Source organism: Aliiroseovarius halocynthiae, assembly GCF_007004645.1.
Taxonomy (GTDB): domain Bacteria; phylum Pseudomonadota; class Alphaproteobacteria; order Rhodobacterales; family Rhodobacteraceae; genus Aliiroseovarius; species Aliiroseovarius halocynthiae.
Genome location: NZ_ML660019.1, coordinates 1,643,610 through 1,669,890, shown reverse-complemented (window position 1 = coordinate 1,669,890; position 26,281 = coordinate 1,643,610). Strand labels below are relative to the sequence as shown.

At 56.9% G+C, this 26,281-nt stretch carries 23 protein-coding genes and 4 tRNA genes; 20 read left to right on the top strand and 7 right to left on the bottom strand.

Features of this window, described 5'->3' with window-relative positions:
• Positions 1–53: 53 nt before the first annotated feature.
• Positions 54–419, bottom strand: a complete 366-nt coding sequence (locus tag FIL88_RS08205) for an SUF system Fe-S cluster assembly protein (protein WP_142853258.1) — start codon at positions 417–419, stop codon at positions 54–56.
• A 255-nt stretch (positions 420–674) separates the two neighbouring features.
• Between FIL88_RS08205 and FIL88_RS08200 the strand changes: the two genes are divergently transcribed.
• The 4 genes from FIL88_RS08200 (at position 675) to lon (ending at position 5,257) form a co-directional block, all read left to right on the top strand.
• Positions 675–941: a hypothetical protein gene (locus FIL88_RS08200; RefSeq protein WP_142853257.1), complete on the top strand. Its 267-nt coding sequence runs from the start codon at positions 675–677 to the stop codon at positions 939–941.
• A 54-nt stretch (positions 942–995) separates the two neighbouring features.
• On the top strand, positions 996–2,138 hold the full coding sequence (tgt, locus tag FIL88_RS08195; protein WP_142853256.1) for a tRNA guanosine(34) transglycosylase Tgt: 1,143 nt from the start codon (positions 996–998) through the stop codon (positions 2,136–2,138).
• Between the two features lie 6 nt (positions 2,139–2,144).
• On the top strand, positions 2,145–2,630 hold the full coding sequence (locus FIL88_RS08190; RefSeq protein ID WP_142853255.1) for a flavodoxin family protein: 486 nt from the start codon (positions 2,145–2,147) through the stop codon (positions 2,628–2,630).
• A gap of 221 nt (positions 2,631–2,851) precedes the next feature.
• Complete coding sequence (lon, locus tag FIL88_RS08185) at positions 2,852–5,257, top strand: endopeptidase La (protein WP_142853254.1); 2,406 nt, start codon at positions 2,852–2,854, stop codon at positions 5,255–5,257.
• 709 nt (positions 5,258–5,966) lie between these two features.
• Here the strand turns inward: lon and FIL88_RS08180 are convergent.
• A tRNA-Val gene (locus FIL88_RS08180) sits at positions 5,967–6,042 on the bottom strand.
• A gap of 160 nt (positions 6,043–6,202) precedes the next feature.
• Here FIL88_RS08180 and FIL88_RS08175 point away from each other — a divergent pair.
• The 8 genes from FIL88_RS08175 to FIL88_RS08145 all read left to right on the top strand — a co-directional run bounded on the left by FIL88_RS08175 (position 6,203) and on the right by FIL88_RS08145 (position 10,862).
• A complete protein-coding gene (locus tag FIL88_RS08175; RefSeq protein WP_142853253.1) occupies positions 6,203–7,204 on the top strand; it encodes a GlxA family transcriptional regulator in 1,002 nt (333 codons plus the stop codon).
• A 111-nt stretch (positions 7,205–7,315) separates the two neighbouring features.
• Positions 7,316–8,116 (top strand): alpha/beta fold hydrolase, encoded by an 801-nt coding sequence (locus tag FIL88_RS08170; RefSeq protein ID WP_142853252.1) that lies wholly within the window; start codon positions 7,316–7,318, stop codon positions 8,114–8,116.
• Positions 8,117–8,301: 185 nt separating this feature from the next.
• The gene (locus FIL88_RS08165) at positions 8,302–8,898 is read left to right on the top strand and encodes a histidine phosphatase family protein (protein ID WP_185960881.1); all 597 of its coding nucleotides are present in this window, start codon (positions 8,302–8,304) and stop codon (positions 8,896–8,898) included.
• 79 nt (positions 8,899–8,977) lie between these two features.
• Positions 8,978–9,054: transfer RNA gene (locus tag FIL88_RS08160), tRNA-Asp, on the top strand.
• Positions 9,055–9,367: 313 nt separating this feature from the next.
• Positions 9,368–9,444: transfer RNA gene (locus FIL88_RS08155), tRNA-Asp, on the top strand.
• Between the two features lie 150 nt (positions 9,445–9,594).
• Positions 9,595–9,671 (top strand) — tRNA-Asp (locus tag FIL88_RS08150).
• 202 nt (positions 9,672–9,873) lie between these two features.
• The gene (locus tag FIL88_RS17025) at positions 9,874–10,008 is read left to right on the top strand and encodes a hypothetical protein (RefSeq protein ID WP_281281294.1); all 135 of its coding nucleotides are present in this window, start codon (positions 9,874–9,876) and stop codon (positions 10,006–10,008) included.
• Entirely contained in the window at positions 10,005–10,862 is an 858-nt protein-coding gene (locus tag FIL88_RS08145; RefSeq protein ID WP_142853250.1) for a hypothetical protein, read from the top strand. Before FIL88_RS17025 ends, FIL88_RS08145 begins: the two co-directional genes overlap by 4 nt.
• 365 nt (positions 10,863–11,227) lie before the next feature.
• On the opposite strand, the gene FIL88_RS08140 is transcribed toward FIL88_RS08145, so the two are convergent.
• Positions 11,228–12,604 carry a M20/M25/M40 family metallo-hydrolase gene (locus FIL88_RS08140; protein WP_142853249.1) on the bottom strand — a complete coding sequence of 459 codons (1,377 nt, stop codon included), beginning with the start codon at positions 12,602–12,604 and terminating at the stop codon, positions 11,228–11,230.
• A gap of 269 nt (positions 12,605–12,873) precedes the next feature.
• Here FIL88_RS08140 and hemA point away from each other — a divergent pair, with 269 nt between their 5' ends.
• The 4 genes from hemA to FIL88_RS08120 all read left to right on the top strand — a co-directional run bounded on the left by hemA (position 12,874) and on the right by FIL88_RS08120 (position 18,028).
• Positions 12,874–14,097 carry a 5-aminolevulinate synthase gene (hemA, locus tag FIL88_RS08135; protein ID WP_142853248.1) on the top strand — a complete coding sequence of 408 codons (1,224 nt, stop codon included), beginning with the start codon at positions 12,874–12,876 and terminating at the stop codon, positions 14,095–14,097.
• A 110-nt stretch (positions 14,098–14,207) separates the two neighbouring features.
• Positions 14,208–15,413 carry a helix-turn-helix domain-containing protein gene (locus FIL88_RS08130; RefSeq protein WP_142853247.1) on the top strand — a complete coding sequence of 402 codons (1,206 nt, stop codon included), beginning with the start codon at positions 14,208–14,210 and terminating at the stop codon, positions 15,411–15,413.
• A gap of 95 nt (positions 15,414–15,508) precedes the next feature.
• Positions 15,509–16,621: a flavodoxin-dependent (E)-4-hydroxy-3-methylbut-2-enyl-diphosphate synthase gene (ispG, locus tag FIL88_RS08125; protein WP_142853246.1), complete on the top strand. Its 1,113-nt coding sequence runs from the start codon at positions 15,509–15,511 to the stop codon at positions 16,619–16,621.
• Between the two features lie 78 nt (positions 16,622–16,699).
• Complete coding sequence (locus FIL88_RS08120; RefSeq protein ID WP_142853245.1) at positions 16,700–18,028, top strand: S41 family peptidase; 1,329 nt, start codon at positions 16,700–16,702, stop codon at positions 18,026–18,028.
• A gap of 20 nt (positions 18,029–18,048) precedes the next feature.
• Here the strand turns inward: FIL88_RS08120 and FIL88_RS08115 are convergent, their stop codons facing one another.
• From FIL88_RS08115 to ccmI, 4 genes are all read right to left on the bottom strand, one after another.
• Positions 18,049–18,402, bottom strand: a complete 354-nt coding sequence (locus tag FIL88_RS08115) for a hypothetical protein (RefSeq protein ID WP_142853244.1) — start codon at positions 18,400–18,402, stop codon at positions 18,049–18,051.
• A gap of 78 nt (positions 18,403–18,480) precedes the next feature.
• Positions 18,481–18,714 carry a DUF1289 domain-containing protein gene (locus FIL88_RS08110; RefSeq protein ID WP_142853243.1) on the bottom strand — a complete coding sequence of 78 codons (234 nt, stop codon included), beginning with the start codon at positions 18,712–18,714 and terminating at the stop codon, positions 18,481–18,483.
• Entirely contained in the window at positions 18,711–19,178 is a 468-nt protein-coding gene (gene ruvX / locus FIL88_RS08105) for a Holliday junction resolvase RuvX (protein ID WP_142853242.1), read from the bottom strand. Before ruvX ends, FIL88_RS08110 begins: the two co-directional genes overlap by 4 nt.
• Positions 19,175–20,437, bottom strand: coding sequence for a c-type cytochrome biogenesis protein CcmI (ccmI, locus tag FIL88_RS08100; protein WP_142853241.1), 1,263 nt, complete (start codon positions 20,435–20,437; stop codon positions 19,175–19,177). Before ccmI ends, ruvX begins: the two co-directional genes overlap by 4 nt.
• A gap of 223 nt (positions 20,438–20,660) precedes the next feature.
• On the opposite strand from ccmI, the gene FIL88_RS08095 reads away from it, so the two are divergent.
• The 4 genes from FIL88_RS08095 (at position 20,661) to FIL88_RS08080 (ending at position 25,950) form a co-directional block, all read left to right on the top strand.
• On the top strand, positions 20,661–21,908 hold the full coding sequence (locus FIL88_RS08095; protein WP_142853240.1) for a sarcosine oxidase subunit beta family protein: 1,248 nt from the start codon (positions 20,661–20,663) through the stop codon (positions 21,906–21,908).
• A gap of 142 nt (positions 21,909–22,050) precedes the next feature.
• Entirely contained in the window at positions 22,051–22,374 is a 324-nt protein-coding gene (locus FIL88_RS08090; protein WP_142853239.1) for a sarcosine oxidase subunit delta, read from the top strand.
• Positions 22,371–25,403 carry a sarcosine oxidase subunit alpha family protein gene (locus tag FIL88_RS08085; protein WP_142853238.1) on the top strand — a complete coding sequence of 1,011 codons (3,033 nt, stop codon included), beginning with the start codon at positions 22,371–22,373 and terminating at the stop codon, positions 25,401–25,403. The genes FIL88_RS08090 and FIL88_RS08085 overlap by 4 nt, the downstream gene beginning before the upstream one ends.
• Positions 25,396–25,950 carry a sarcosine oxidase subunit gamma gene (locus tag FIL88_RS08080; protein WP_142853237.1) on the top strand — a complete coding sequence of 185 codons (555 nt, stop codon included), beginning with the start codon at positions 25,396–25,398 and terminating at the stop codon, positions 25,948–25,950. The genes FIL88_RS08085 and FIL88_RS08080 overlap by 8 nt, the downstream gene beginning before the upstream one ends.
• Positions 25,951–26,281: the final 331 nt, after the last annotated feature.

The window sequence follows — 26,281 nt, the reverse complement described above, 5'->3', positions numbered from 1 at the left end:
ATTGGGTTGCATGGGGCCAATTGGAATCGGCATAAACTCGGCGGTGGGTGGGCCTACATGAAGCCCAGTTCCAGCCGCGCTTCGTCTGACATCATCTCCATCCCCCAGGGTGGCTCCCATGTCAGTTCGACATTCACCTGTTTGATGCCCGCGACCGGTTCGACCGCTTCCACCAGCCAGCCGGGCATTTCACCAGCTACAGGGCAGCCGGGCGCGGTCAGGGTCATGATCAGATCAACCTCGTTCTGGTCGTTGATCTCGATCGTATAGACAAGACCAAGGTCGAAGATGTTGACCGGGATCTCAGGGTCATAAACCGTGCGGCAAGCTTCGACCACCGCGTCATAAAGAGGGTGCTCTACGCTGGACGGTTTGATCAGGGGGTCCCCTTCGATCCGGGTGTCGGCTGTATCGGTCATGCTGGTCTCGCTCTAATCCTGAGCGAACATATAGGGTTCTCGGCTGCCAAGGTCCAGAGGGGGTGCAGGAAGAGCAAGAAAAATGCCTTTGAAGGTTCAACTTGTGTGTTTGGATATGTTAGAATGCGCACAGCTTTATATTGACGAAGTGGCGGCCAAATTTCGCCATAGTTGCAGTTCAACTGTGATCTGAAAATGACCTCTCGGGCGACCAGCCTGCGTGGAGCAAAAGATTGATAAGGGGATCGTGGCAGCATGACCACGGAAATTGAGGACTCCTCGGTGCGAGGAGAGGAAGATGTGAACAGGATTGATCAACTGTTCGATGCGGCGCAGATGGTACAGGGCTTTACCTATGATCTGGCAGCGCATCTGGATCCGATCACCACAACCGAGTTGATGCTGACCAGCCGCAGGCTGGAGCGTTTGGCGCAGCGTTTGGCAAAAGAGCCGCAAGTGGTTGCCGCTTTGGCTCAATTGGATGAAGGTGAAGAGACGCCAGACCCGCTGCCCGAGGGGTAGGCGGATCTGACAATTGCTCTTGGCATTCGGGCCGTGTTGGGTCACATCTCGGGCATGACTGATCAAAGCACCACAAAGTTTTCGTATACGCTGAAGGCCACGGATGGACGCGCGCGTACCGGAGTGATTCACACGCCGCGTGGCGATATTCGCACGCCCGCATTCATGCCCGTGGGTACCGCGGCCACAGTAAAGGCGATGATGCCTGAAAGCGTTGCGGCCACAGGCGCGGACATTCTGCTGGGGAACACCTATCACCTGATGTTGCGCCCAACAGCTGAACGGATCGACCGTCTGGGCGGGCTGCACAAGTTTATGAACTGGGATAAGCCCATCCTGACGGATAGCGGCGGGTTTCAGGTTATGTCTTTGGCTGGCTTGCGGAAGCTGACTGAGAAGGGCGTGACCTTCAAATCGCATATCGATGGTTCCAAGCACGAGCTGACACCTGAGCGGTCGATGGAGATCCAGAAGCTTCTGGGGTCGGACATTGTGATGTGCTTTGACGAATGCCCCGCGCTGCCTGCTGACCGCAAACGGATTGCCGAAAGCATGCGCCTGTCCATGCGCTGGGCGCAGCGCTCGCGCGACGCGTTTGGGGATCGTCCGGGGCATGCGTTATTTGGCATCATGCAAGGCGGGCTCGAGGCGGATCTGCGCGAAGAATCGGCCAAAGCCCTGCGCGAGATCGAATTTGACGGCTATGCCATTGGCGGTCTTGCCGTGGGCGAGGGGCAAGAGGCGATGTTCGATTGTCTGGACTATGCCCCCGGATATCTGCCCGAAGACAAACCGCGATACCTGATGGGCGTGGGCAAACCAGATGACATCGTGGGCGCCGTAAAGCGTGGCGTCGATATGATGGATTGCGTGTTGCCGTCACGGTCTGGCCGTACGGGGCAGGTCTGGACACGTCATGGTGTTCTGAACATCAAGAACGCGCGTCACCAAGATGACCCACGTCCGATTGATGAAAACTGTACCTGTCCCGCCTGTCAGAATTACTCGCGTGCCTATCTGCATCACGTGTTCCGCTCGAACGAGATGATCTCGGGCATGCTGCTGACATGGCACAACCTGCATTACTTCCAAGAGATTATGCAGGGGATGCGCGATGCGATTTCCGAAGGGCGCTTTGACGCGTGGGAGGCCGATTTCCACGCAAATCGTGCGCAAGGGGATATCGATCCGCTATAAAGTGTTATGGTTGAACTTCTGATCATATGGCACTCGCGCACGGGCGGCTCTCGACAGATGGCCGACGCCGCCTATGACGCGGCTCGCAAAGAAGGATCGGCGCGGATCTTGATGGCGGAAGAGGCTGGACCTGACGACCTGTTGGGCGCTGCGGGTTATCTGTTCTGCGCCCCGGAAAACTTGGCAAGCTTGTCGGGCCAGATGAAAGAGTTCTTTGATCGCTGCTATTACCCCGTTCTTGGGCAGATCGAAGGGCGACCCTATGCGCAGATGATCTGTGCGGGTTCAGACGGGCAGGGCGCGGCACGCCAACTGGCCCGGATCGCCACGGGGTGGCGTCTGCGCGAGGTCCAGCCGCCGTTAATCCTGTGTACCAAGGCGCAAACTCAGGCTGAAATTCTGGCCGACAAACATCTGACGGATGCCCAACTTGCCCCCTGTGCCGAACTTGGCGCGGCCTTGTCTGCCGGGCTGGCGCTGGGCGTCTTCTGAGCTGAAACGCTCTTTTCCTGTGGATAAGTGCCCGGCGCGCCTTGTGAAACGGGATTTTGCTGGCCACAATAAGGTCAGGCTCTGGTCGGTGGCGGTTGAAAACCCCAATTCGCGCCCCCATTTCGGCGTGACCGGTCTGAAACCCAAGACCGTATTTCAGGAGGACGCGTGATCTGCCGACATTCGGGGACAAGCGGACTGCCCAACTATAAGGAAGATCAATGAGTGAGCAACTGAGCCAATCCTTCCCCGTCCTGCCGCTGCGCGACATCGTGGTTTTCCCCCACATGATCGTGCCGCTGTTCGTAGGGCGCGAGAAAAGCGTACGTGCGCTGGAAGAGGTGATGGCGGATGACAAGCAGATCCTGCTGTCCAGTCAAATCGACCCATCGGTTGATGACCCGGACGTGGACGGCATCTATCAGGTTGGTGTGTTGGCCAATGTGCTGCAATTGCTGAAACTGCCGGATGGCACCGTGAAGGTGCTGGTCGAAGGTCAGTCGCGCGTGCGCATCACCGACTATTTGGACAATGCCGATTACTTCGAAGCTTTTGCCGAGCTGATCGACGAACGTCCGGGCGACCCGAACGAGATCGAGGCGCTGTTGCGTTCGGTCGGCGAAGAGTTCGAGCGTTACGCCAAGATCAAGAAGAACATCCCCGAAGAAGCGCTTGCTGCCGTGTCCGAGACGCGTGCGCCCGATAAGCTGGCCGATCTTGTGGCTGGTCATCTGGGTGTCGAAGTGGACCAGAAACAAGAGCTTTTGGAAACCTTTGTCGTGTCTGAGCGGCTTGAGAAGGTCTATGGCCTGATGCAGGGTGAAATGTCCGTCTTGAAGGTCGAGAAGAAGATCAAGACTCGCGTAAAGTCTCAGATGGAGCGCACCCAGCGTGAATACTATCTGAATGAGCAGATGAAGGCCATTCAGAAGGAACTGGGCGACGGCGAAGAAGGTCAGAACGAACTGGCCGAGTTGGAAGAAAAGATCGAGGAAACAAAGCTTTCCAAGGAAGCCCGCGAAAAGGCAGATGCCGAGCTGAAGAAGCTTAAAAACATGTCGCCCATGTCGGCGGAAGCCACGGTCGTGCGCAACTATCTGGACTGGATGCTGGGTCTGCCTTGGGGCACGAAAAGCCGCGTGAAGAAAGACCTGCACAATGCCCAGAAGGTATTGGACGCTGATCACTATGGCCTTGAGAAGGTCAAGGAACGCATTGTCGAATATCTTGCTGTCCAGCAGCGCTCGAAAAAGCTGAAAGGCCCAATCATGTGCCTTGTTGGCCCTCCGGGCGTGGGTAAGACCAGCTTGGGTAAATCGGTTGCCAAAGCCACGGGACGCGAGTTTATTCGCATCTCGCTGGGTGGTGTGCGTGACGAATCTGAGATCCGCGGTCACCGCCGGACTTACATTGGTTCGATGCCCGGTAAGATCATTCAGGCGCTGAAGAAGGCGAAAACCACGAACCCGCTGATCCTTTTGGATGAGATCGACAAGATGGGTCAGGATTTCCGTGGCGACCCTGCCTCGGCGATGCTGGAAGTGCTTGATCCGGAACAGAACTCGACCTTCGTCGACCACTATCTTGAAGTGGAATACGACCTGTCGAATGTGATGTTCCTGACCACAGCGAACTCCTACAACATGCCGGGCCCGCTTCTGGACCGGATGGAGATCATCTCGCTGGCCGGTTACACCGAGGATGAGAAACGCGAGATTGCCTCGCGGCACCTGTTGCCCCAGACGATCAAGGATCACGGTCTGAAAAAGGGTGAGTTTTCCGTTTCAGAAAGCACTCTGACGGATATCATCCGCTATTACACTCGCGAAGCTGGTGTGCGGAACTTGAAGCGTGAGCTGGCGAAACTGGCGCGCAAAGCCGTGACCAAGCTGGTGAAGAAAGAGGTCGATACCGTCGAGGTTACGCCGGATCTGCTGGACGACTATCTGGGCGTGCGCAAGCATCGCTTTGGTCTGGCGGAAGAGGCCGATCAGGTGGGTGTCGTCACCGGACTAGCCTGGACCAGCGTGGGCGGCGATCTTCTGTCGATCGAAGCGCTGCGCCTTCCGGGCAAGGGCCGGATGAAGACCACCGGGAAACTGGGTGACGTCATGAAGGAATCGATTGATGCAGCCAGTTCCTATGTCCGCTCGATTGCGCCCGAGATTGGTGTGAAGCCACCCCAGTTCGAAAAGTGGGACATCCACGTGCATGTGCCGGAAGGTGCAACGCCCAAGGATGGTCCATCGGCCGGTCTGGCCATGGTGACGTCGATCGTGTCTGTCCTGACGGGCATTCCGGTGAAGAAAGACATCGCCATGACCGGCGAGGTCACGCTGCGCGGCAATGCGCTGGCCATCGGTGGCTTGAAAGAAAAGCTGCTGGCCGCGCTGCGCGGGGGCATCAAGACGGTTCTGATCCCGCAGGAAAACGAAAAAGACCTGCGCGAGATCCCGGACAACGTGAAAGAGGGGCTGACCATCATCCCCGTCAGCCATGTGTCCGAGGTTCTGGAACACGCTTTGGTGCGCAAACCGGAAGCTGTCGAATGGGACGAAGTCGCCGAAGAGGCCGCCGCGCAAGCACTGGCCAAAGGCGCAGGCGGACCGGGTGCGGCTGCACATTGATCCTGATTTGACCTTAAAGACGCCGGGGGGGGGGCGAGAAATTGCTCCCCCGCAATACCTACCAAGGTTTATGGCCAATTTAGACCTAGTAGAACCAATTCGCGATAAGTCGAGCGTTGTCTGATCTGTCTGGCAGATCGACCCGGTCGACGAAAGCACTGTTGATTGTGCACGGAACAACTAAAAACTGAAGCGAGTGCAAAAGAATATCTGCGCCTTCTATGAACGGCATCAGACCTGAGCGGGCCGTGCCCCTAAATCCGGTGGGTCGCGATGCGTTGAGTTTTTTACCAGACTTGTCTCTGACTGTAACGCGAAACGCCCACTCGCACACAGACGCAATTTTATGTGGTGATTGAAGCGTGCAGCAGGTCAAATTATTTCTCGTGTGTTCACTGCTGCAATGCGCCTTTCAGAAAAGTCACTCAGTATGGTGAAAACTGTTTTGGCGACACGAATACATATGCATCAGGAAGTCACGTATGTAGCTCATCGTTGGCCATGGTGACGCTGAAACAGAGGGGGGCAATCCAGTCTTCCACTGGGAGCGTTGAAGTCGCCTCAAGCAGGCATCCGAAAAGCGTTCAGAGTGATAAAATAGTCGTTCTACGGCTTTGTCCCCGCGAAGTGCGAAATTGCAATTCTCCAAGTAGAACAAAGAGTGAAGGATACCCAGCTGTCTAACATCTTGATATTTAAGAGGAACGGATGGTGGGTCGTGAGAGGCTCGAACTCCCGACATCTTCGGTGTAAACGAAGCGCTCTACCAACTGAGCTAACGACCCGTTCCGTGGGATGCGACATATCTCTATTCATCAGGGGTTGGCAAGAGGTGAATTTCACTTTTTTCAGAATCTGACGCTGACAGCATTTAACAGGCCGCAGTCGGCATTTGTTTTTGTCGCGCTGACCACTAATATGAACCCATTATCAATCAGGATTGTCATGCAAGAACCTGTCGTTCCCAAGGGCGTAGCCCATGTCGCAATCGACACCAACGCTGAGCCCGAGCCGATAGTGTTTGTGTTGCTCGACAACTTGTCGATGCTGGCATTTACCTCTGCGATTGAGCCCCTGCGTATTGCAAATCAGTTGACGGGGCAGCTTCTCTATCGTTGGACAACTATGTCGGAGGATGGCGAGAATGCCCGTTGCTCAAACGGGATTGAAATTGGCATTGATCGGCCCATTGGCGACACGCCGGCCAATAGCCGTATTTTCGTGTGTTCGGGCGTTCAACCCGAGAAATCAGTATCCACCAAGGTCTCGGACTGGATTCGGCTGCAATGGCGCCTTGGGCGCACAGTCGGATCGCTGTGCACCGGGGCGTATACGCTGGCGAAAGCAGGCATTCTGAGCGGGCAGAAATTTACACTACATTGGGAAAACATTGCCCCATTTCGCGAGCATTTCCCAAACCTGGATCCGGTCGAGCAGCTTTACACGATCGACAATCGTGTATTGACCTGTGGTGGCGGTGCCGCGGCGACGGATCTATTCTTGCGCTTGATCTATGATACACATGGACCTGTTCTGGCGCAGGCCGTTTTGAACATGTGCCTTCATACAGTCCAGCGATCTGACACGGACCGCCAGCAGACTTCAACGTCTGCGTCAATCGGTGTGAGGAGTGACAAGCTGGTGCGTGTGCTGACCTATTTTGAAGAGCACCTCGAAGACAGCATCAATCTGGATGATGTCACTGAAGAACTGGGTATTTCCCGACGCCAGATTGAGCGCTTGTTTCGCCACCATTTGAGTACGACGCCCAAGAAGTATTTGCAGGATCTGCGCCTGCAGCGTGCTAGGATCTTGCTGGCAGAAACCGATATGCCCGTCGTCGAGGTTGCCGTCGCATGTGGGTATGATTCATCTGCCTATTTCTCGAAACGGTTTCGCGAGGCTTTCGGCATGTCCCCGCACCGTTTCTCTGCCGGTAGGGGATAGCGTGAAGCTGGCATAAAGCGTCGGGAATTAAAAGCAGCTGATAATACATGTGATCCGACGCATGGCTGGTGGGAGCTTTACCTTGAATGCCCCTAGGTCAAAGGCTTAGATGTGCGTTCACATGCCTCGCGTGGCGAGCGACAACTCTTAATGTGCTTGGAGAGCGGATTGCCTAAACTTCTTTTTGACGGAGAAGCGCTGCGGGTCGTAGGCAGCGAAACCGATCGTTCCAAGCTTGTTGTCACGCTAGACCGATGGCGACGAGATCGGAATTCGTTCCCCGAGTATCAGCCGTCAAAAACGGGACTCGAGAATGGTTATGGGCATATTAGTATCCGCAGCAGTAGGAATGACTGGTTCCTGAACAGCGAGACCGAGCAGCTTCGGTCTTTTCTAGCTCAGTTTTGCCGCGACAAGGAAAGCTGTGCGATTGGTTTTTCCATGGGAGGATATGGTGCGTTGCTTTTTGCAAATGCGTTGCGATTGCGGCGTGTTTTGCTTTTCTCTCCGCAGTATTCGATCATGCCAGACAAGGCTCCTTTTGAGGCCGGATACCTGAAAGAAGCTTCAACATTGGACCCCACACTTGATCATCTCGAGGCGATGGACGGCGGGGTGCGCCTTCAAGGGGTCATCGCGTATGATCCAAGACTTACCCCGCAAGATCGTATGCATGCCGATCGCATCCGTGCGCTTCATCCAGATCTGCGGCCTGTCGCTTTGCCATTTGGGGGGCATACGGCTGTTCAGCATTTTGCCGGTACCAACATCACGAACCAGATCATGCGCGCATTCATCGAGGGTGATTTATGTGCCGGAGCAATTCGCGGAGTTCACGGGCTGGTTGGGCGCAGTTCTTCTGACTATCAGACACATCTCAAGGCATATCTGGCTAAGCGCCAACAGCGATGAGATGCGCCCATGCAGTGGTGGTGTCCAGTTGCTGGCAGATGTGTTTCCGTGCAACAGCTGAAAGAGCGGATTTTCTGCTGAATCTGAACAACATCCCCTTTCGTCAGATAGCAGCGCCCAACTTGCCTAGCTCACCACGAGTTGTTAGACCTAGCCGTTCATCCTTGGGCAGTTTGAGTGGGCTCATGACGCATATATTCCCTGAGATTTTCGTTGTTCGCCACGGGCAGACTGTATGGAACGCGGCTGGTCGCCATCAAGGACGATTGGATTCGCCATTGACCGCAAAAGGCCAGCGTCAGGCCGTTGCGATGGCCGGGATGCTGCGTCGTGAGATCGGGAATTTAGAGGGAGTGACGGCGTTCAGCTCTCCACAAGGGCGGTCATTGAACACGGCGCGGATTGCGACCGCAGGGATGGGTGCCCCTATCAAACAGGATGCACGCCTTGCCGAGATCGCATTCGGGGCATGGGAAGGAAAAACCATGCGGGAAATTCGCGCAAGCTGGCCGGAACTGGCGACACTTGCTGAACAGGACATGGTCAGTTGGCATTTCAATGCGCCAGAAGGTGAGGCGCTGTTAGACATAGAGACGCGTGCGGACAGTTTTCTGAGCAGCCTGAGAGAACCCGCGGTGATCTTTATCCACGGCGTTCTGTCGCGCGTGTTGCGCGCCCGTTGGTTGGGGCTGGACGAGGGCGGCATGATGGATTTGCCAGGCGGGCAGGGGATCATTTTCCATCTTCATCCTGACCATGGGCACCGTGTGATCGAAAAATAATTCGAAAACTGCAAAAGGCCGCTTGACGCCCCCGGCGGGTACGCCTAGAACGCCCAAACAGTCGCAAGACTGGCAGTGAGCGGTTGTAGCTCAGTTGGTTAGAGTACCGGCCTGTCACGCCGGGGGTCGCGGGTTCGAGCCCCGTCAACCGCGCCACCACTGCCCGAAAGAAGCCCCGCCTTTGGCGGGGTTTTTTCGTTCCTAGGTGCTGAAACGCCCCTGCTGAAAGCGTTGAAAGTTTTCACCAGTAATAACAGTTTTTCCCATTGACCCCTCGGCGACCTCGGGCTATTCCAGCCGCCACGCGCGGTTGTAGCTCAGCNGCCAGGCGGGCAGGGGATCATTTTCCATCTTCATCCTGACCATGGGCACCGTGTGATCGAAAAATAATTCGAAAACTGCAAAAGGCCGCTTGACGCCCCCGGCGGGTACGCCTAGAACGCCCAAACAGTCGCAAGACTGGCAGTGAGCGGTTGTAGCTCAGTTGGTTAGAGTACCGGCCTGTCACGCCGGGGGTCGCGGGTTCGAGCCCCGTCAACCGCGCCACCACTGCCCGAAAGAAGCCCCGCCTTTGGCGGGGTTTTTTCGTTCCTAGGTGCTGAAACGCCCCTGCTGAAAGCGTTGAAAGTTTTCACCAGTAATAACAGTTTTTCCCATTGACCCCTCGGCGACCTCGGGCTATTCCAGCCGCCACGCGCGGTTGTAGCTCAGCTGGTTAGAGTACCGGCCTGTCACGCCGGGGGTCGCGGGTTCGAGCCCCGTCAACCGCGCCACTTCACTTCCAGTTCTCAATTTTTGACAGGCGTGACTGTAGTGTATGCTGTTGTATCTGATGGAAAGTTTCTGCTTCTGTGCCTTGCAGGATAGTTTGACACCGACGCATCCATTAACCCATTGACGTACCGACGTTTGACATCTGTATGGAGCAGCTAATCGCCTCTTTTTCAGCGTGGGGTGGCCGCTGAGTGAGGTTTAATGAAATTCACCATTCACAACATCACCGTTGCGGTCAGCCTGGCGGACGGAGCTGATGTTCTGGTGATATTTTTGAAGGTCGGGCATTCGAAGGACTTGAAAAATCTATTCGCGAGTTGGAAAATTCACCGATGAAGCATTTTGACAAGAAAGCCGTAAAGATTCTACTGGATGCACATTGGAAATCTGGGTGGCTCGACAAAACTGCGGTTGGCGCAAGCGATGATGACATCCTGTACGCCAAATCCAAAGGGTATTGGTTCGATCCCATCAGGACCGACCACGATGACTTAGTCCTCAAGCTGGCCAGAGCGCGGCGGGAAATCACACCCAAAGAAGTCGGGGATGCTTTCCTTGCGAGTCTTTCATCAAGGCGCCTTGAACTTAGATCTGCTCTGGGAAGTTTTGCATTCGCAAGGCAATTCCCGGATCACAAAATGTCGCCCAGTGAAATCCGCACCGTACCCTCTGGTGCCGTTCAATGTCAGGTATGTGGGCATTATGGCTTCAACGAACCACAGGCAGAAGATCTAAATGTTCTAAACTTTGAGAGACATAAGTGGGGCGGTGTGAGGCATGACGACGTCATTTACGCTTGGTTCGATTTGTCGCAATTCAGGCGCGAGCCCCAAATTAGCCCCACAAAGGCGGACGTGGAAATTTTCCAGACTATTCTCGGGATTGCAGCAAACCTGCCGGATGATGCGAGCCCCAGTGTTTTGGCCCGCGAACTTCGCGAGGCTGTTAAGTCTAATCTGGATGAGCGGCGTGTTCTTATTGAGATTTTGAGTATGGCCGGCGTCTTGAAGCCTCGGAATAGACCAAGCTACGATCGCGAGTTTGTAAACCCATCTCAGCGTCAACACACAGGTCAGCACAATAATGACTGGGGTTATCCCGCGATCTGGTGGCGCGGATCTGATGGCGTAAATGCAAGCGCCCTTGCCGTCTTCTTCCCTGACATCGAGTTCGCTGAGAAGCAAGGCTAACGGCTTGTTTCACAAGCGGTGAACATGCGCCCACAACGCAGCATCAGTCGCTTGGGGCTCTTCCCCTCTTTCGCCGCTCCTTGGTTGTAGGTCCGTGTTAGCCGGGCGGGTTAACGGCCTGTCCGAAAATCAATTCGCTTGGGCCCTGACAACTGCGAGCGGGGCGGATTGGGGGGCAATGAACTATTGCGGTCTCGGTTCAGTCTTCGACACTCCATGTGTCGGGCAGGTCAGCGGCGTCTTTCCCTATCAAGCCAATCCTAAATCCAGCGGTGGTGCACTGCACCCGCAAAACAAAGCGCCCCGCCGATATAGGGCGAGGCGCGGAGTTGGCGCGTGGGGTCTTGTATGACCAGACGGGATGTTTACGCCAGTTCGGCCAAAATGCGGGCCCAGCTGCGAATGCCCTTATGGAAGCTCTCAAGATCATATTTCTCGTTTGGCGAGTGGATCTTGTCGTCATCATTGGCAAAGCCAACCAACATGCTTTCCATGCCCAGGATCGTCTTGAAATAGCCTGCAATCGGGATCGAACCGCCCATGCCGGCAAAGACAGCCTCGCGTTTCCATTCGTCAGACAGGGCCTTCTGTGCGGCACTGAATTCGGGCCGGGTGATGTCCATCACTGAGGCAGGCGAGCCTTCCAGATCGTTGTCCCAAATCACTTTCATATCAGGCTTCAGTTGCGCTTCGACATGTGCGCGGAGGCGGTCGCGCAGTTTGTCAGCGTCCATATCGCCCACCAGACGGCAGGTGATTTTGCAATGGGCTTCGGACGGGATCACCGTCTTCGACCCCACCCCGTTATAGCCACCCCAGATGCCGTTTACCTCAAGCGTTGGGCGCGCCCATTGCTGTTCAAGGCACGAGCGGTCTTTTTCGCCGTGGCATTGCGTATAGCCTGCATTGTCCAGATAGGCTTTTTCGTCGAAGCCCGAATTTTCCCATCCCTGCAATTGCTGGGTCGGCGTGTCGTGGACGCCGTCATAGAACCCATCAATGGCAACTTTACCTGTTTCTTCATCATAGAAACTGGCGATGATGCGGGACATTTCGCGCAGTGGGTTCAGGCCGGGGCCGCCATAATGCCCCGAATGCAGGTCAAGCTTTGGGCCGACGAGTGTGAACTCATCTTTCAGCATCCCGCGCAATTGGCTGGCAATCGACGGTACACCGGGGCTGACCATGCCTGTGTCACAGATCATCGCGATATCGGCGCTCAGCTCATCGCGATTCTGCTCCATGAAGGGAACAAGCGAAGGCGAGCCTGATTCCTCTTCGCCTTCGAAAAAGATCGTTAGTTTTGCGGGAAGCGCGCCGTGCACCTCTTTCCAGGCCCGGCAAGCTTCGACAAAGGTCATCAACTGGCCCTTGTCATCTGATGCCCCACGCGCACGGATGATTTTACCGTTGGGGGTGTCTTCGATGAAGGGGGCAAACGGGTCGTGATCCCACTTGTCCAGGGGATCCACGGGCTGTACATCATAATGGCCATAGAACAACAGGTGCCGGTCACCGTCGCCACCATGACCCACCACCATCGGATGCCCCGGCGTGTCGCGCCGCTCGGCCTGAAAGCCGATTGTTTTCAAGTCATTGACCAGCCAATCTGCTGCGGTCACGCAATGATCAGCAAAGGCGGGGTCGGTGGAAATCGACTGGATGCGCAGAAGCTCCATCAGGCGGTCGAGTGCGGCGGGAAGCTCCGCATCAATGCGGTTCAATACGTGATCAAGCGACATGTCGTGTCTCCGGTGTCGGGAAATTTGAGCCAAGCCTATCATTGCGGCCACGACTGTCCAGATCCGATCGGCTGGATCCCGACCGGGACGAGTTGTCGCGACAGGACGGAAATCTCTTCCGTTTGAGATGGATCAATGTAAAACCCACCCCAGTCCCGATAGTTGGGCAAGCGAACAGGCGCAATATACGTTTTTTTGAATGCGTAATGCGGGGGAATCCTTGTATAAGACTGTGCAGGGAACAGGATGAAACGGCCCGGGAGGGTAATTTGGACTACGATCACAAGCTGGACGAGGCGCTGTCGCGCCTGCATGAGGAAGGGCGTTACCGCACCTTCATCGAGATTGAACGCCGCAAAGGGCAGTTCCCTCATGCAACTTGGACCAAGCCTGATGGAAGCGAAGCACCGGTTACCGTTTGGTGCGGCAATGACTATCTGGGCATGGGGCAGCATCCGGCTGTGCTTGAGGCCATGCATGAAGCGATCGATGCCACCGGCGCTGGTTCCGGCGGGACGCGCAACATCTCGGGCACTACGGTTTACCACAAGCGACTAGAGGCCGAACTGGCCGACCTGCACCGCAAAGAAGCCGCTCTGATTTTCACGTCGGCCTACATTGCCAATGACGCGACGCTGTCGACGCTGCCCAAGCTGTTCCCCGGGCTGATCATCTATTCGGATGCGCTGAATCATGCTTCGATGATCGAAGGTGTGCGCCGCAACGGGGGCGCCAAGCGTATCTTCCGCCACAATGATGTGACCCATCTGCGCGAGCTGCTGGAAGCTGACGATCCTGCCGCCCCGAAACTGATCGCGTTTGAAAGCGTGTATTCGATGGATGGCGATTTCGGCCCAATTGAAGAGATCTGCGATCTGGCGGATGAATTCGGCGCATTGACGTATATCGACGAAGTCCACGCAGTGGGTATGTACGGACCGCGCGGGGCAGGGGTGACCGAACGCGATAACCTTGCGCACCGGATCGACATTATCAATGGAACGCTGGCCAAAGCTTACGGCGTGATGGGTGGTTATATTGCTGCCTCGGCCAAGATGTGTGACGCGGTGCGATCCTATGCACCGGGGTTCATTTTCACGACGTCTTTGCCGCCGTCGGTGGCGGCCGCAGCGGCTGCGTCGGTGAAGCATCTGAAGACAGATCAGGCGCTGCGCGAGCAACATCAAACGCAAGCCAAGATCCTGAAGACCCGCCTGAAGGGGATGGGGCTGCCAATTATTGATCATGGCTCGCATATTGTTCCGGTCATCGTGGGCGATCCCGTCCATACCAAGCAGCTGTCGGATATGTTGTTGGAAAGCTTTGGAATTTACGTCCAGCCCATCAATTTTCCGACCGTTCCACGGGGCACAGAGCGCCTGCGGTTTACGCCGTCGCCGGTGCATGGACCGGATGAAATGGACAAGCTGGTCCGGGCCCTGGACAGCCTATGGTCACATTGTGAGCTAAATCGCGCCGAACTTTCTGCGTAGGTAGAAAAGTTAATATACACAATTTTGCGTGATGTGTTACTTTCCCTTTAGGGCAAGATTTGGCAACGAATCGTTTCCTAAGGACAATGTAAGGCATCAGGAGCAGTCGTATGATCGGGCGTTGGAGTACGTCTCAGGTCGAGGAAGAAGAACAACCTACGGGGTTCGATTCCTTCGAGGTCCTGTTGGGCGACGTGATGCGCGGCGAACGTGCGACGCTTGGTAAGTCGCTTCTGGATGTCCAGCGCGAGTTGAAGATCAAGGCGTCCTACATCTCAGCCATCGAAAACGCAGATCCTACGGCCTTTGCCTCGCAAGGGTTTGTCGCAGGCTATGTGCGCTCTTATGCGCGGTATCTGGGACTTGACCCGGAATGGGCATTTTCGACCTTCTGTAAGGAGGCAGGTTTCGAAGTGGATCGCGGCCTTTCCAACAGTCTGGTCAGCGAAAAGAAAACGCCGCGCAAATCTGATCTTCGCGGTGATCCTTTGGCAAATCCCAATGCGACTTGGGTGCCGCAACGAGAAAGCGTTTTCAACGGGGTTGAACCGGGTGCTATTGGGTCAGTTTCCATGTTGCTTTTGCTGATCTGCGGGCTCGGCTATGGTGGTTGGGCGCTGCTGAAGGAAGTGCAGCGCGTGGATTTCGCGCCGATTGAGCAAACACCTGGAGTTCTGTCGGAATTGCCGGATATTGGCGGGTCTGCGCTGATTGAAACGGATGACAGTACCTCCGTCGTTACAGCTGGTCTTGTGACACCTCCAACGGTCGAAGCGTTGGATCGTCTCTATCGACCTCAGGCGTTAGATGTTCCGTTGCTGACGCATCGCGATGCACCGATCTCAACGCTGAACCCCAACTCGGTTGGGGTCTGGGCTGGACTGGAAACGCCTGAAGTTCACCATGCCGAAGGAACCCTTCCGGAGAATAGTACTCGCCTAGCTGAGGCCTCGTCTGAAAATGGTGTGCAGGTTCTGGGTGCGGATGCAGCGGATGTTGCTGTCTTTGCTGTGCGCCCATCTTGGGTACGGATCCAGACTGCCGATGGCAGCGTGATTTTCGAAAAGATTCTTGATGCAGGAGAGCATTACGTTCTGCCAAAAACCGAGCAAGCAGCGGTTATGCGATCGGGCAATGCTGGATCGATCTATTTCGCCTTGAATGGGGCGGCGTATGGCCCGGCAGGTGACGGCCCTACGGTTGTTAAGAACATCATATTGTCCCATGATGAACTGCTTGAAAACTTTGCGCTGGCAGATTTGGACGGCGACGCAGATCTGGCCACGGTCGTGGCTGAACTTCAAGCTGCACCTTAACCCGCACAATTACAGATCTATTTTCGGGCGCGCCTTGTGGCGCTCTGGAACGCAGGTTATCTGTCTGAGCACGTACAGCCAGTAGGAAATCTACAATGTCTCACAATCCCATTCGTCCATGGCGTGATATCGAGCGCCGGAAGTCCCGGCAGATCATGGTGGGCAATGTGCCTGTTGGGGGCGGGGCACCGATTGCGGTGCAGACGATGACCAATACGGACAGCTCGGACGTGAAGGCCACGCTGGGGCAGGTGCTTGCCGCTGCTGAAGCGGGCGCTGATATTGTGCGTATTTCCTGCCCGGATGTGGGATCAACCACCGCGTTGAAAGAGATCGTGGCCGAAAGCCCTGTGCCTATCGTTGCGGATATCCATTTCCACTATAAACGTGCGATTGAGGCAGCCGAGGCAGGCGCGGCCTGCTTGCGGATCAATCCCGGAAACATCGGGAACGAAGACCGCGTGCGCGAGGTGATCAAGGCTGCGAAGGATCATGGCTGTTCGATCCGGATCGGGGTGAACGCTGGATCGCTGGAAAAGCATCTGCTTGAAAAATATGGGGAACCTTGTCCCGAGGCGATGGTGGAAAGCGGTTTGGAGCATATCCGCATTCTGGAAGACAACGATTTTCGCGAATACAAGATCAGCGTGAAAGCTTCGGACGTGTTCCTGTCGGCGGCCGCGTATCACGGGATTGCCGAAGCAACAGATGCCCCAATTCACCTTGGGATCACCGAAGCGGGCGGTTTTGTGTCCGGCACCATTAAATCTGCCATTGGTCTGGGTAATCTTCTTTGGGCGGGGATTGGGGACACCATCCGCGTCAGCCTGTCCGCCGATCCAGTGGAAGAGGTGAAAGTGGGCTACGAGATCCTGAAATCCCTCGGGTTGCGCCATCGCGGCGTCAACATCATCTCGTGCCCATCCTGCGCACGACAGGGTTTTGACGTGATCAAAACTGTGGCTGAACTGGAGAAACGTCTGGCGCATATCCACACCCCGATGAGCCTGTCGATCATTGGCTGTGTGGTGAATGGTCCGGGCGAGGCTTTGATGACCGATGTGGGCTTTACTGGCGGTGGGGCAGGTTCGGGCATGGTCTATATGGCGGGCAAACAAGACCACAAGTTGGACAACGAAAAGATGGTGGATCACATCGTCGAGCTGGTCGAAAAACGCGCCGCGGAAATAAATTCCGAAAATGTTTAAAAGATTAACATTTTGCAGTTGAACCTGTGACGCGGCGCACCCATCTGTGGGAAAACGCATCACAGGGAGTTGTATCTGATGTCTATGAAACATGGGTTGGTTGTGCTGGCCACAGCGTTGCCGGGCTTGGCGTTCGCCCAAGACGGCGTGTGGCAGTCAATTGGCTATGGCATGTACATGACCAAAACGCAGGACTATGTGCAATTTGACCAAGTCAGCGCCGGCGGCTGTGTCGAGCTTGGCACGTCAAGCCTTGAGGCTGTACAGGATGGCCACCTTCACGGCGCTCTGGAGCTATCGGGCATGGGGTGGTTTGGAGATGCGTTTGAGTTTGAGCTGATCCCACGGGGCAATGATCTTGCGCTTGAGATCGGAAAACTCAGCGACATTACATTTACGCCGGTTAAGGGGCTTCCGCCGTCATGCGATGATCGTCCCGGCTGGGGTGCCTTAGAGAATTTTGACGTCTATTGGAGCTATTTCAACGAAAACTACGCGTATTTTGAAGAGCGTGGCGTCGACTGGCAGGCCATGCGTGCTAAATACCGGCCCGAGGTTGAGGCGGGCATAGGCCGTGGTCGCCTATTTGAAATCCTTGTCGAGATGTCGCAGCCTCTGAATGATGACCACGTGTCGCTGCAAACCATCGTGAACTCAGCCGAGTTTGGCGAGAATCCTGCCTGGATCAGCGACATCGGCGAAGAGCGGTTCGAGGGCATGGCGCGGGAATGGTTGGGCAACACCATCGAAGGCGAGCCCAGCATGGCGGCCGATACGATCGCCTATGGGCGCACCGCCGACAACATGGGCTATGTGGCAATTATCGGCATGGATGGAACGCTTCTGGCAGATAACTCTGCACCACTGGCTGCCGCGATGGATCAGTTGCTTAGCGAGCTGTCGGACACGGACGCGCTGATCATCGATCTTCGTATGAATGGCGGCGGGGATGACCGGGTTGGGTACTATATCGCCGGGCGCTTCACAGACCAGCCCGTGCCAGTGGGAAGCAAGCAAGTAAAGGCCGCCGACGGATGGCACCAGCTTATGGATTTGCAGATCACGCCGACGGAAGGGGTGCATTATGACAAGCCGATCTATGTGCTGACCAGTGGCTATACCGCCAGCGCGGCCGAGACATTTGCGCTTGCACTGGGGCATTTCGATCAGGTGAAAATCCTTGGCGAACCGTCGAATGGCATCTTTTCGGACAAGTTTTTTGTGGTGCTGCCAAACTGGTGGGTCGCGACGATTTCAAACGAACGCTATCTGGACATGGACGGCGGCAACCACGAGGGCAAAGGCGTACCGCTGGATGTGGACGCGCCTATCCTTGGTTCGGATATTTTGGCTGGGAAAGACGCGGTGATGGAACTGGTCCGCGCATTGCACGGCAACGACGGCTAATGCCCTAGCGGTTCCCGGCGCTAACGGATCGGGAACCGCAATCCGTCTTCAGTGATGACAACCAGACGATCATTTGCTTCGACGATCAGATCACACCGTCTGACGCCTGTAACAAAGGTGACGCAGACACTGCTGTCATCCTTCAGCTCGTAATGCCCAAGCCATGTGCCGCCACCGCCATAGGTGTACGCGTATTCGCCATTCTCCGAATACACAGACTGCCCATCGTCGAAAAAGGTCAGGGTCTGTCCGACCAATTGCTGTTCGAGATCCGCACGAGACAGAAGCTGATCATCTGGCCGTGTGTTCCAATCGGCGGCAAAGGCAGTGCTGGAAAGCAGGCCTAGAAGAGCTGTTGTCGTGACAAGGCGCATTATGATCTCCGATCTGTGTCAGACAGTCATAGCCCCAATTGCGGCGTCGCGCTGTCACGATGCGGTGAAAGAGGGTGATCAGCTTTTGTTCAACCGTGCACGTCGCCCGCCGCGCCGTTTGGTTAGGTTGGATTTGCGGCTGGGCAATTCGTCCATGATCCGGGCGCGTTCGTCATTGGTCATGCCGGACCAACCGCCGATCTCTTCGATCGTCCGATAGCAGCCGGTGCAGATCCGGGCCTCGGGATGGACCACGCAGATCTTTATGCAGGGGCTTGCGATCTCATTTCGTTTCCAGACGTCGTCCGTCATGTCAGGTGTCCCAATCGGTCCAATACGCCTTGTAGGATATACCCAGCGGCGACGTGATCGATGACCTCTGCGCGACGCTTTCGGGACGTATCCGCCTCGAGAAGTGCGCGTTCCGCGGCGACGGTGGACAAGCGTTCATCCCAGAAGGTGATTGGCAGATCGGTCAGTTTTTCAAGATTACGCGCGAAAGCGCGGGTGGATTGGCAGCGTGGGCCTTCGGACCCATCCATATTGCGCGGCAGGCCAAGCACCAGCCCGCCCAACTGCCGGCCCTTGGCAATCTGAAGCAGGCACTCGGCGTCCAGCGTGAATTTCTTGCGCTTGATGGTCTCAAGCGGCGTTGCAACCTGCCGAAAACTGTCCGAGACCGCGACGCCGATGGTTTTGGTGCCAAGATCCAGCCCAGCCAAGGCTGTCATTGGGGGCAAGGTGGCTGCGAATTCTTCGATGCTATCAAAAATCACTGCGCGATTCCTGCCTGCTTGGCGGCGGCGCGCACTGTTTCAAGGGCTTCTGGATGAGTTGCGAAAATCGTTTGCGCTTCGGCCCAGATTGCGGTTGCACGCTGTGTGTCGCCCACCACACCCAGGACGGATACCAGCCGCGCCCATTCTTCAGGCGTACCACCTTCGGTCGCCAGACGGTCTGACAGGCGGGTGATCATGGACTGGATCATTTCGGCCCGCTCTTCGCCTGACAGGCTGGATGCGGCTTCAATATCTTCATCGCTTGGTCCTGACAGGCCAGAAACTGGGGGCATTGGCGCTGCGGGCGGGGTATAGTTTTCGCCTGCAAGCACCGCCAGATCCCCGATTTGGTCGCGGATTGCGGGCCACCAGATGGCATCGGTCGGGCCGTCTTCCAACAACCGGCGCCACAGTCGGAATGCCAAATCCGGGCGCTGGTTCTGGGCGAACATCAGCCCGGTATAGAAACGGGCCAGCGCGTGGTTCGGCGCGACTTCAAGTGCACGGCGCAGCATGGCTTCGGCATCTGGCGATACAAATCCGCCCGCAGCGTTAATCATCAGCTCGGCGTGACGCGCATAGTCATTGGCGGTTGCGGTTTCACCTTTGATGTCAAGAAGTTGCCCCATAGCCGCGCGTGCCGCGACCAAATTACCGATGGCGGCTTCATGGGTGGCGAGCAGATCAAGACCTTGCGGATCATTGGGGCGACTGGCAACGGCAGTACGCAATCCTTCGACCAGTTTCAGGTAATCTGCCGGAGCGTCCTGTGGTGGTCCCGCCCACACGGGCATCTGCGCCTCTGCTACGTCTTGTGACGGGCGGCTTTGGCGCATCTCTTCACTCAGCGCGATGCGTTTTGCGCGGCCAAAGTCCGGTGCCCCCGGCACACCGATGGTCAAATAAAGACCAAAGCTTCCTGCAACCAGAGCTATGGCAATAATGCCCATTGTTGCACGGGTCAGACCCGTGGGCGTTTCAGCCCCTGCCTTGCGGGCTTGCGCAGTTTTGTCGGCTTCAAGCAAACGTCGCGAGATTTCAACGCGGGCGCGGTCACCATCGTCTTTTGACAAGATGCCACGGTCGATGTCGCGATCCAGTTCCGCCAATTGATCGCGATAAACCTTCATATCTGAGCTCATCGCGGTCTCGTCTGGAAGATCAGACGGCGGAACTGTCAGCAAGCAGCGCGCCAGCAAAAGGATCGTGGCCAGGGTGGTTGCCCCAACAATGGCCCAGAATGCCAAGTTTTCCATGTATCCTCCGCGTGGCTTTGCAAATAGTAGCTCACCCCATGTAATGCGCGATGGGCCATCGCAAAACCCCAGATCCGGGGCTGCGACAATCAGAATGCCGGAAAAGTGACGTGTTTTGTAGATTATGTCGTCTTTTTCCAATCAAATGACGCTGATCTTGGATGGTGTCATGTCGCTTCGGCGTAAAACCGACACAAACCGAAAACCCAGACAGGGGAATCGCATGCGACGTTATTCGGCATTTGCCATCGCGCGGGAAGCTGCGCGCTATCACACTGGTTGGGAGCGGGCGTGGAAATCGCCCAAACCCAAGAAGAAATACGATGTAGTGATCGTAGGGGCAGGGGGCCATGGTCTGGCCACCGCCTTTTATCTGGGCAAGAATTTCGGGATCACCAATGTGGCGATCATCGAAAAAGGTTGGCTGGGTGGCGGCAACACGGGCCGTAACACCACCATCATCCGCTCGAATTATCTTCAGGATCCCTCGGCGGCGATCTATGAGAAGGCGCGCTCGCTTTACGAGACGATGTCGCAGGACCTGAACTATAACGTCATGTTCAGCCCCCGTGGCGTTATGATGTTGGCGCAGACCGAGCACGAAGTGCGCGGATATGTGCGCACGGCCCATGCCAACGCGCTGCAAGGTGTCACGACCGAGTTCATTTCGCCCGAGCGCGTGAAAGAACTGGTGCCGATCATGAACATCCACGGCCCGCGCTATCCCGTTCTGGGTGCGCTGTGGCAGGCCCGTGCGGGAACCGCGCGTCACGATGCGGTGGCGTGGGGCTATGCCCGTGCCTGTTCCGACATGGGTATGGACATCATCCAGAAATGCGAAGTGACCGGCGTGCGTCAGGAAAACGGCAACGTCACCGGTGTCGACACCACCCATGGTCAGATCGATTGCGACAAGCTGGCGATGGTTGTGGCCGGGAACGCAGGCCATCTGGCCGAGATGGCAGGTTTCCGTCTGCCGATGGAAAGCGTCGCCCTGCAAGCGCTGGTGTCCGAGCCGATCAAACCCTGCATCGACGTGGTCGTCATGGCCAACACCGTGCACGGCTATATGTCCCAGTCGGACAAAGGCGAGCTTGTGATTGGCGGCGGCACCGACGGGTTCAACAACTACACCCAGCGCGGATCGTTCCACCACGTGGAAGAAACCGTGCGCGCGCTGGTCGAGACCTTCCCGATCATCTCGCGCCTGAAAATGCTGCGCCAATGGGGCGGCATCGTGGACGTGACCGGAGACCGATCACCCATCATCGGTAAGACGCCACTGGGCAACTGCTTCATCAACTGTGGCTGGGGCACCGGCGGCTTCAAATCGATCCCCGGATCGGGCTGGGCCATGGCCGAGACCGTTGCGAAAGGCGAGCCGGGGTCGCTGGCCGCCGAGTTCGGCCTGAACCGCTTCACCGAAGGACGCTTTATCGATGAAAGCGTGGCTGCGGGGGTGGCGCACTGATGCGTATGAACCTGTCTCATAAGCCTGTTTCCGTCGCGCTCGCCGCGACGGATCACGCCCGACCCGCCCCACAGGGCGGGCGTGAATACGCCCCCCCTCGGGCCGGGCGCGATCCTCTGTTTTTCTTGGAAGGAGTACAGCCATGCTGATCCTTGAATGCCCCTATTGCGGCGTAATGGCCGATGAAACGGACCTGCATGGCGGCGGCGAAGCGCATCTGAAGCGCTTTGGTCCCGGCTCGTCTGATGACGAGTTCGAAACCTATCTGTTCCACCGCAAGAACCCGAAAGGTGTTCACTTTGAACGCTGGCGGCATGTCTCGGGCTGCGGCAAGTGGTTCCATGCGGCGCGTAACACGATGACGCTTGAAGTCTACGCGACCTACTCGGCGCAAACCACCGAACCACCGCAGGATGTGATCGACGCGGTGAAGGCGAAACACCCTGACTGGGAGGGCTATAAATGAGCACCCGTCTGGCAAGCGGCGGTCGCCTGATCGACCGTTCGAAACCAAAAAACTTCACCTTCAACGGCAAACGTATGAAGGGCTATGAGGGCGACACGCTGGCCGCCGCACTTCTGGGCGAAGACCAGATGCTGGTGGGTCGTTCGTTCAAATACCACCGTCCGCGTGGGATCGTGGCCTCTGGCGCGGAAGAGCCGAACGCCTTGGTCAATCTGGGGCAGGGCGATCGCTTTGAACCCAACCAGCGGGTCACAACGACCGAGCTGTTTGACGGTCTGACCTGTACGTCGCAAAACCACTGGCCGAGCCTCGAGTTCGACGTGGGTGTGGTGAACAACTATGCCGCGCGCTTCCTGCCAGCTGGCTTCTATTACAAGACGTTCATGGCACCTGCGGCCGCGTGGAAGCACGTGTTCGAGCCGGTGATCCGTAAATCTGCCGGTCTGGGTCAAGTCCCGACCGAAGCCGACGCGGATCGTTACGAGCATTACTATCACCACACCGATGTTGTGATCATCGGCGGCGGTGTGGCCGGTTTGGCTTCGGCTCTGGCTGCTGGCCGTTCGGGCGCGAAAGTGCTGGTGATGGAGCAAACCCATCACTGGGGTGGCCGCGCTGCCGTAGATGGTGGCGAAATCGACGGTCAGTCCGTTGAGGCATGGATCGACGCCACCGTCGCCGAGCTCGAAGGCATGGAGAACGTCACCCTGCGCACCCGCATGATGGCGTCGGGCGTCTATGACCACGGCTATGTGCTGGGCTACGAGCGTGTGGCAGATCACACGCCGGGCGACGGGCGTCCGCGTCACCGTCTGTGGCGCATTCGCACCAAGCAGATCGTTACCGCAACCGGCGCAATCGAACGTCCATTGTCCTTCGCGGGCAACGATATTCCCGGCGTCATGCTGGCCTCGGCCGTGCGTGATTATGCCGTGAACTGGGGCGTGTCGGTTGGCGACCGCACTGTGGTTGTGACCAACAATGACGACGGCTATCGCACCGCGCTGACGCTGAAAGAAGCCGGGCTGGACGTGCCCGTGGTTCTGGATGCCCGTCCCGAGGCAACCGGCCCGCTGGCCGAAGCCGCCCGTGCCGCTGGTATCCGGGTCGAACCGGGTCGTGCCATCGCCAAGGTGAATGGCGGCAAGCGCGTTACCGGCGTCTCGATCTGCTTGCAGGCAGGCGAAGGCGCGGCGCTGGAAGAGATCGCGTGTGATGCGGTTGCCATGTCGGGTGGCTGGTCTCCGGTCGTCCACATGTGGTCGCATTGCGGCGGCAAGCTGATCTGGGACGAGGCGCAAACCCATTTCCGCCCCGATCCCGACCGCGCGCCGACCGGTCACGATGGCGAAGCATTCGTTGTTACCGCTGGTTCGGCCTCGGGTCCGCTGGATCTGGCCGGAGTGCTGGAAAATGCCTATGAGGCTGGCAAGGCTGCGGCCAAGGCAGCTGGTGGTAAGGCCATCCGCAAGGCAGGCCCCAAGGCCGATGCAGAAGAGGCCCAGCCGATGGCGCCTGTCTGGATCATGCCGCAAGGTGCCAGCATTAAGAAACGCATGAAAATGTGGCTGGATTATCAGAACGACGTGAAGGTTTCTGACGTTCAACTGGCCGCGCGTGAAGGCTATGAGAGCGTCGAACACACCAAGCGCTACACCACGCTGGGTATGGCGACGGACCAAGGGAAACTTTCCAACATCAATGGCTTGGCGATTTTGTCTGATGCGTTGGATCAAGAGATCCCGACCACCGGCACCACCACGTTCCGCCCGCCTTACACGCCGATCAGCTTCGGTGCGATTGCAGGCGAAGCGCGCCATGAAATCTTCCAGCCGATCCGTCGTACGCCGATGCATCAGTGGCACGAAGACGCGGGTGCCTATATGGAACCTGTCGGCCACTGGCGTCGCCCTTATTGCTACGCGAAACCGGGCGAGACCAACGAACAGGCTGTAAACCGCGAGGTGCTAAACACCCGCGAAAACCTCGGCCTGCTGGATGCCTCGACACTGGGTAAGCTGATCGTGAAAGGCCCCGACGCGGGCAAGTTCATGGACATGATGTACACCAACATGATGTCGAACTTGGCTGTCGGTAAATGCCGCTATGGTCTGATGTGCTCGGAAAACGGGTTCCTGTCGGATGATGGAGTTGTCGCCCGTATCGAAGAAGACACGTGGCTGTGTCACACGACCTCGGGCGGTGCTGATCGCATCCACGCGTGGATGGAGGAATGGCTGCAAACCGAGTGGTGGGACTGGAAAGTCTATGTTGCCAACGTGACCGAGCAGCTGGCGCAGGTCGCCGTGGTTGGTCCGAACGCCCGCAAGGTGCTTGAGAAGCTCAATGCACAAGCTGGCGGCGGCATGGATGTCTCGAAAGAGGCGTTGCCCTTCATGCAGTGGGCCGATGGCAAGATCGGCGCGTTCGACGCTCGCGTCTATCGTATCTCGTTCTCGGGCGAACTGTCCTACGAGATCGCCGTGCCTGCCAGCCAAGGCCGCGCCTTCTGGGATGCGTTGCTTGAGGCCGGGGAAGAGTTCGGCGTCATGCCTTACGGCACCGAGTGTCTGCACATCATGCGCGCCGAGAAGGGCTTTATCATGATCGGCGACGAGACCGACGGCACCGTGATCCCGCAGGATCTGGGGCTGAACTGGGCGATTTCCAAGAAGAAGGAAGACTTCCTTGGTAAACGCGCACAGCAACGGTCGCACATGACCGATCCCGAACGTTGGAAACTGGTGGGGCTGGAAACGCTGGACGGGTCTGTCTTGCCGGATGGGGCTTACGCGGTGGGCGAGGGCGACAATGTCCACGGTCAACGCAACATGATTGGCCGCGTGACCTCGACCTATTATTCACCGACGCTGAAGAAAGGCATCGCGATGGGGCTTGTGCTGCACGGTCCCGACCGTATGGGCGAAGTCGTCGACTTCCCGACGGTGGATGGTACGAACACGGTGATCAAGGCGCGGATTTGCGATCCGGTTTTCTATGACAAGGACGGGGAGAAGCAGAATGTCTAACGCTGTATCCGCACTCCAAGGCGCGTCGTTTGACGGCTATTGTAAAGTCGAAGAGGCAGGCCTAACCGGCATGATTACCCTGCGCGGTGATCTGGCCTCGAAAGGTGTTGCCAAGGCGGTGAAAGCCGCCACGGGTGCTGCCATGCCAGGGCAGGGCGAGGTTACGGAAGGCGCCAAAGGCCGTGTGGGCTGGATGTCACCGGACGAGCTGTTGCTGATTGTCGATCATGCCGAAGCGGCGGCCATTGTCGAGGCGGCGGCCAAGTCGCTGGGCGATGAGCATTCGCTGGTCGTCAACGTCTCGGACGCCCGTGCCGTGTACCGCGTGAAGGGCGCTGCCTGCCGCGAAGTGATTGCCAAACTGACGCCTGCCGACACCTCGGTCATGCAACCCGGCATGCTGCGCCGCACGCGCATCGCGCAAATTCCGGCCGCCTTCTATCTGGAGGATGACGAGACTGCAGTTCTGGTCTGTTTCCGTTCGGTCGCTCAATATGCGTTCGATTTGCTAAAGGACGCGGCAAAGCCCGGAGGAGAAGTCTGGTAGCGTCGACCTGATCCTTAGGATATAAATCACTTGCAACCATAAGGTGAATATGCTTACCGTTATGCCATGCGTAACAGTGTAGCGATTGCTTATCTCGCCCTCACACCATGCCGGTGTAGGGCGAGATTTTTTATGTGTATGTGCAGCTTGTCCACTCGGCGCGCTGGCGAGCATCATTAAATAGCCAGACGTCAGTCGATGCGATTGGGGGCTACCGGTCCTTCGGTACAAACCGCCCATTGATCCGAGAACTAGGTTGCAATTATGCGACATCCTTTAGATCCTTGCTCGACTATGGCGAGAGGATTTTATTTATGAAATTGATATTGGC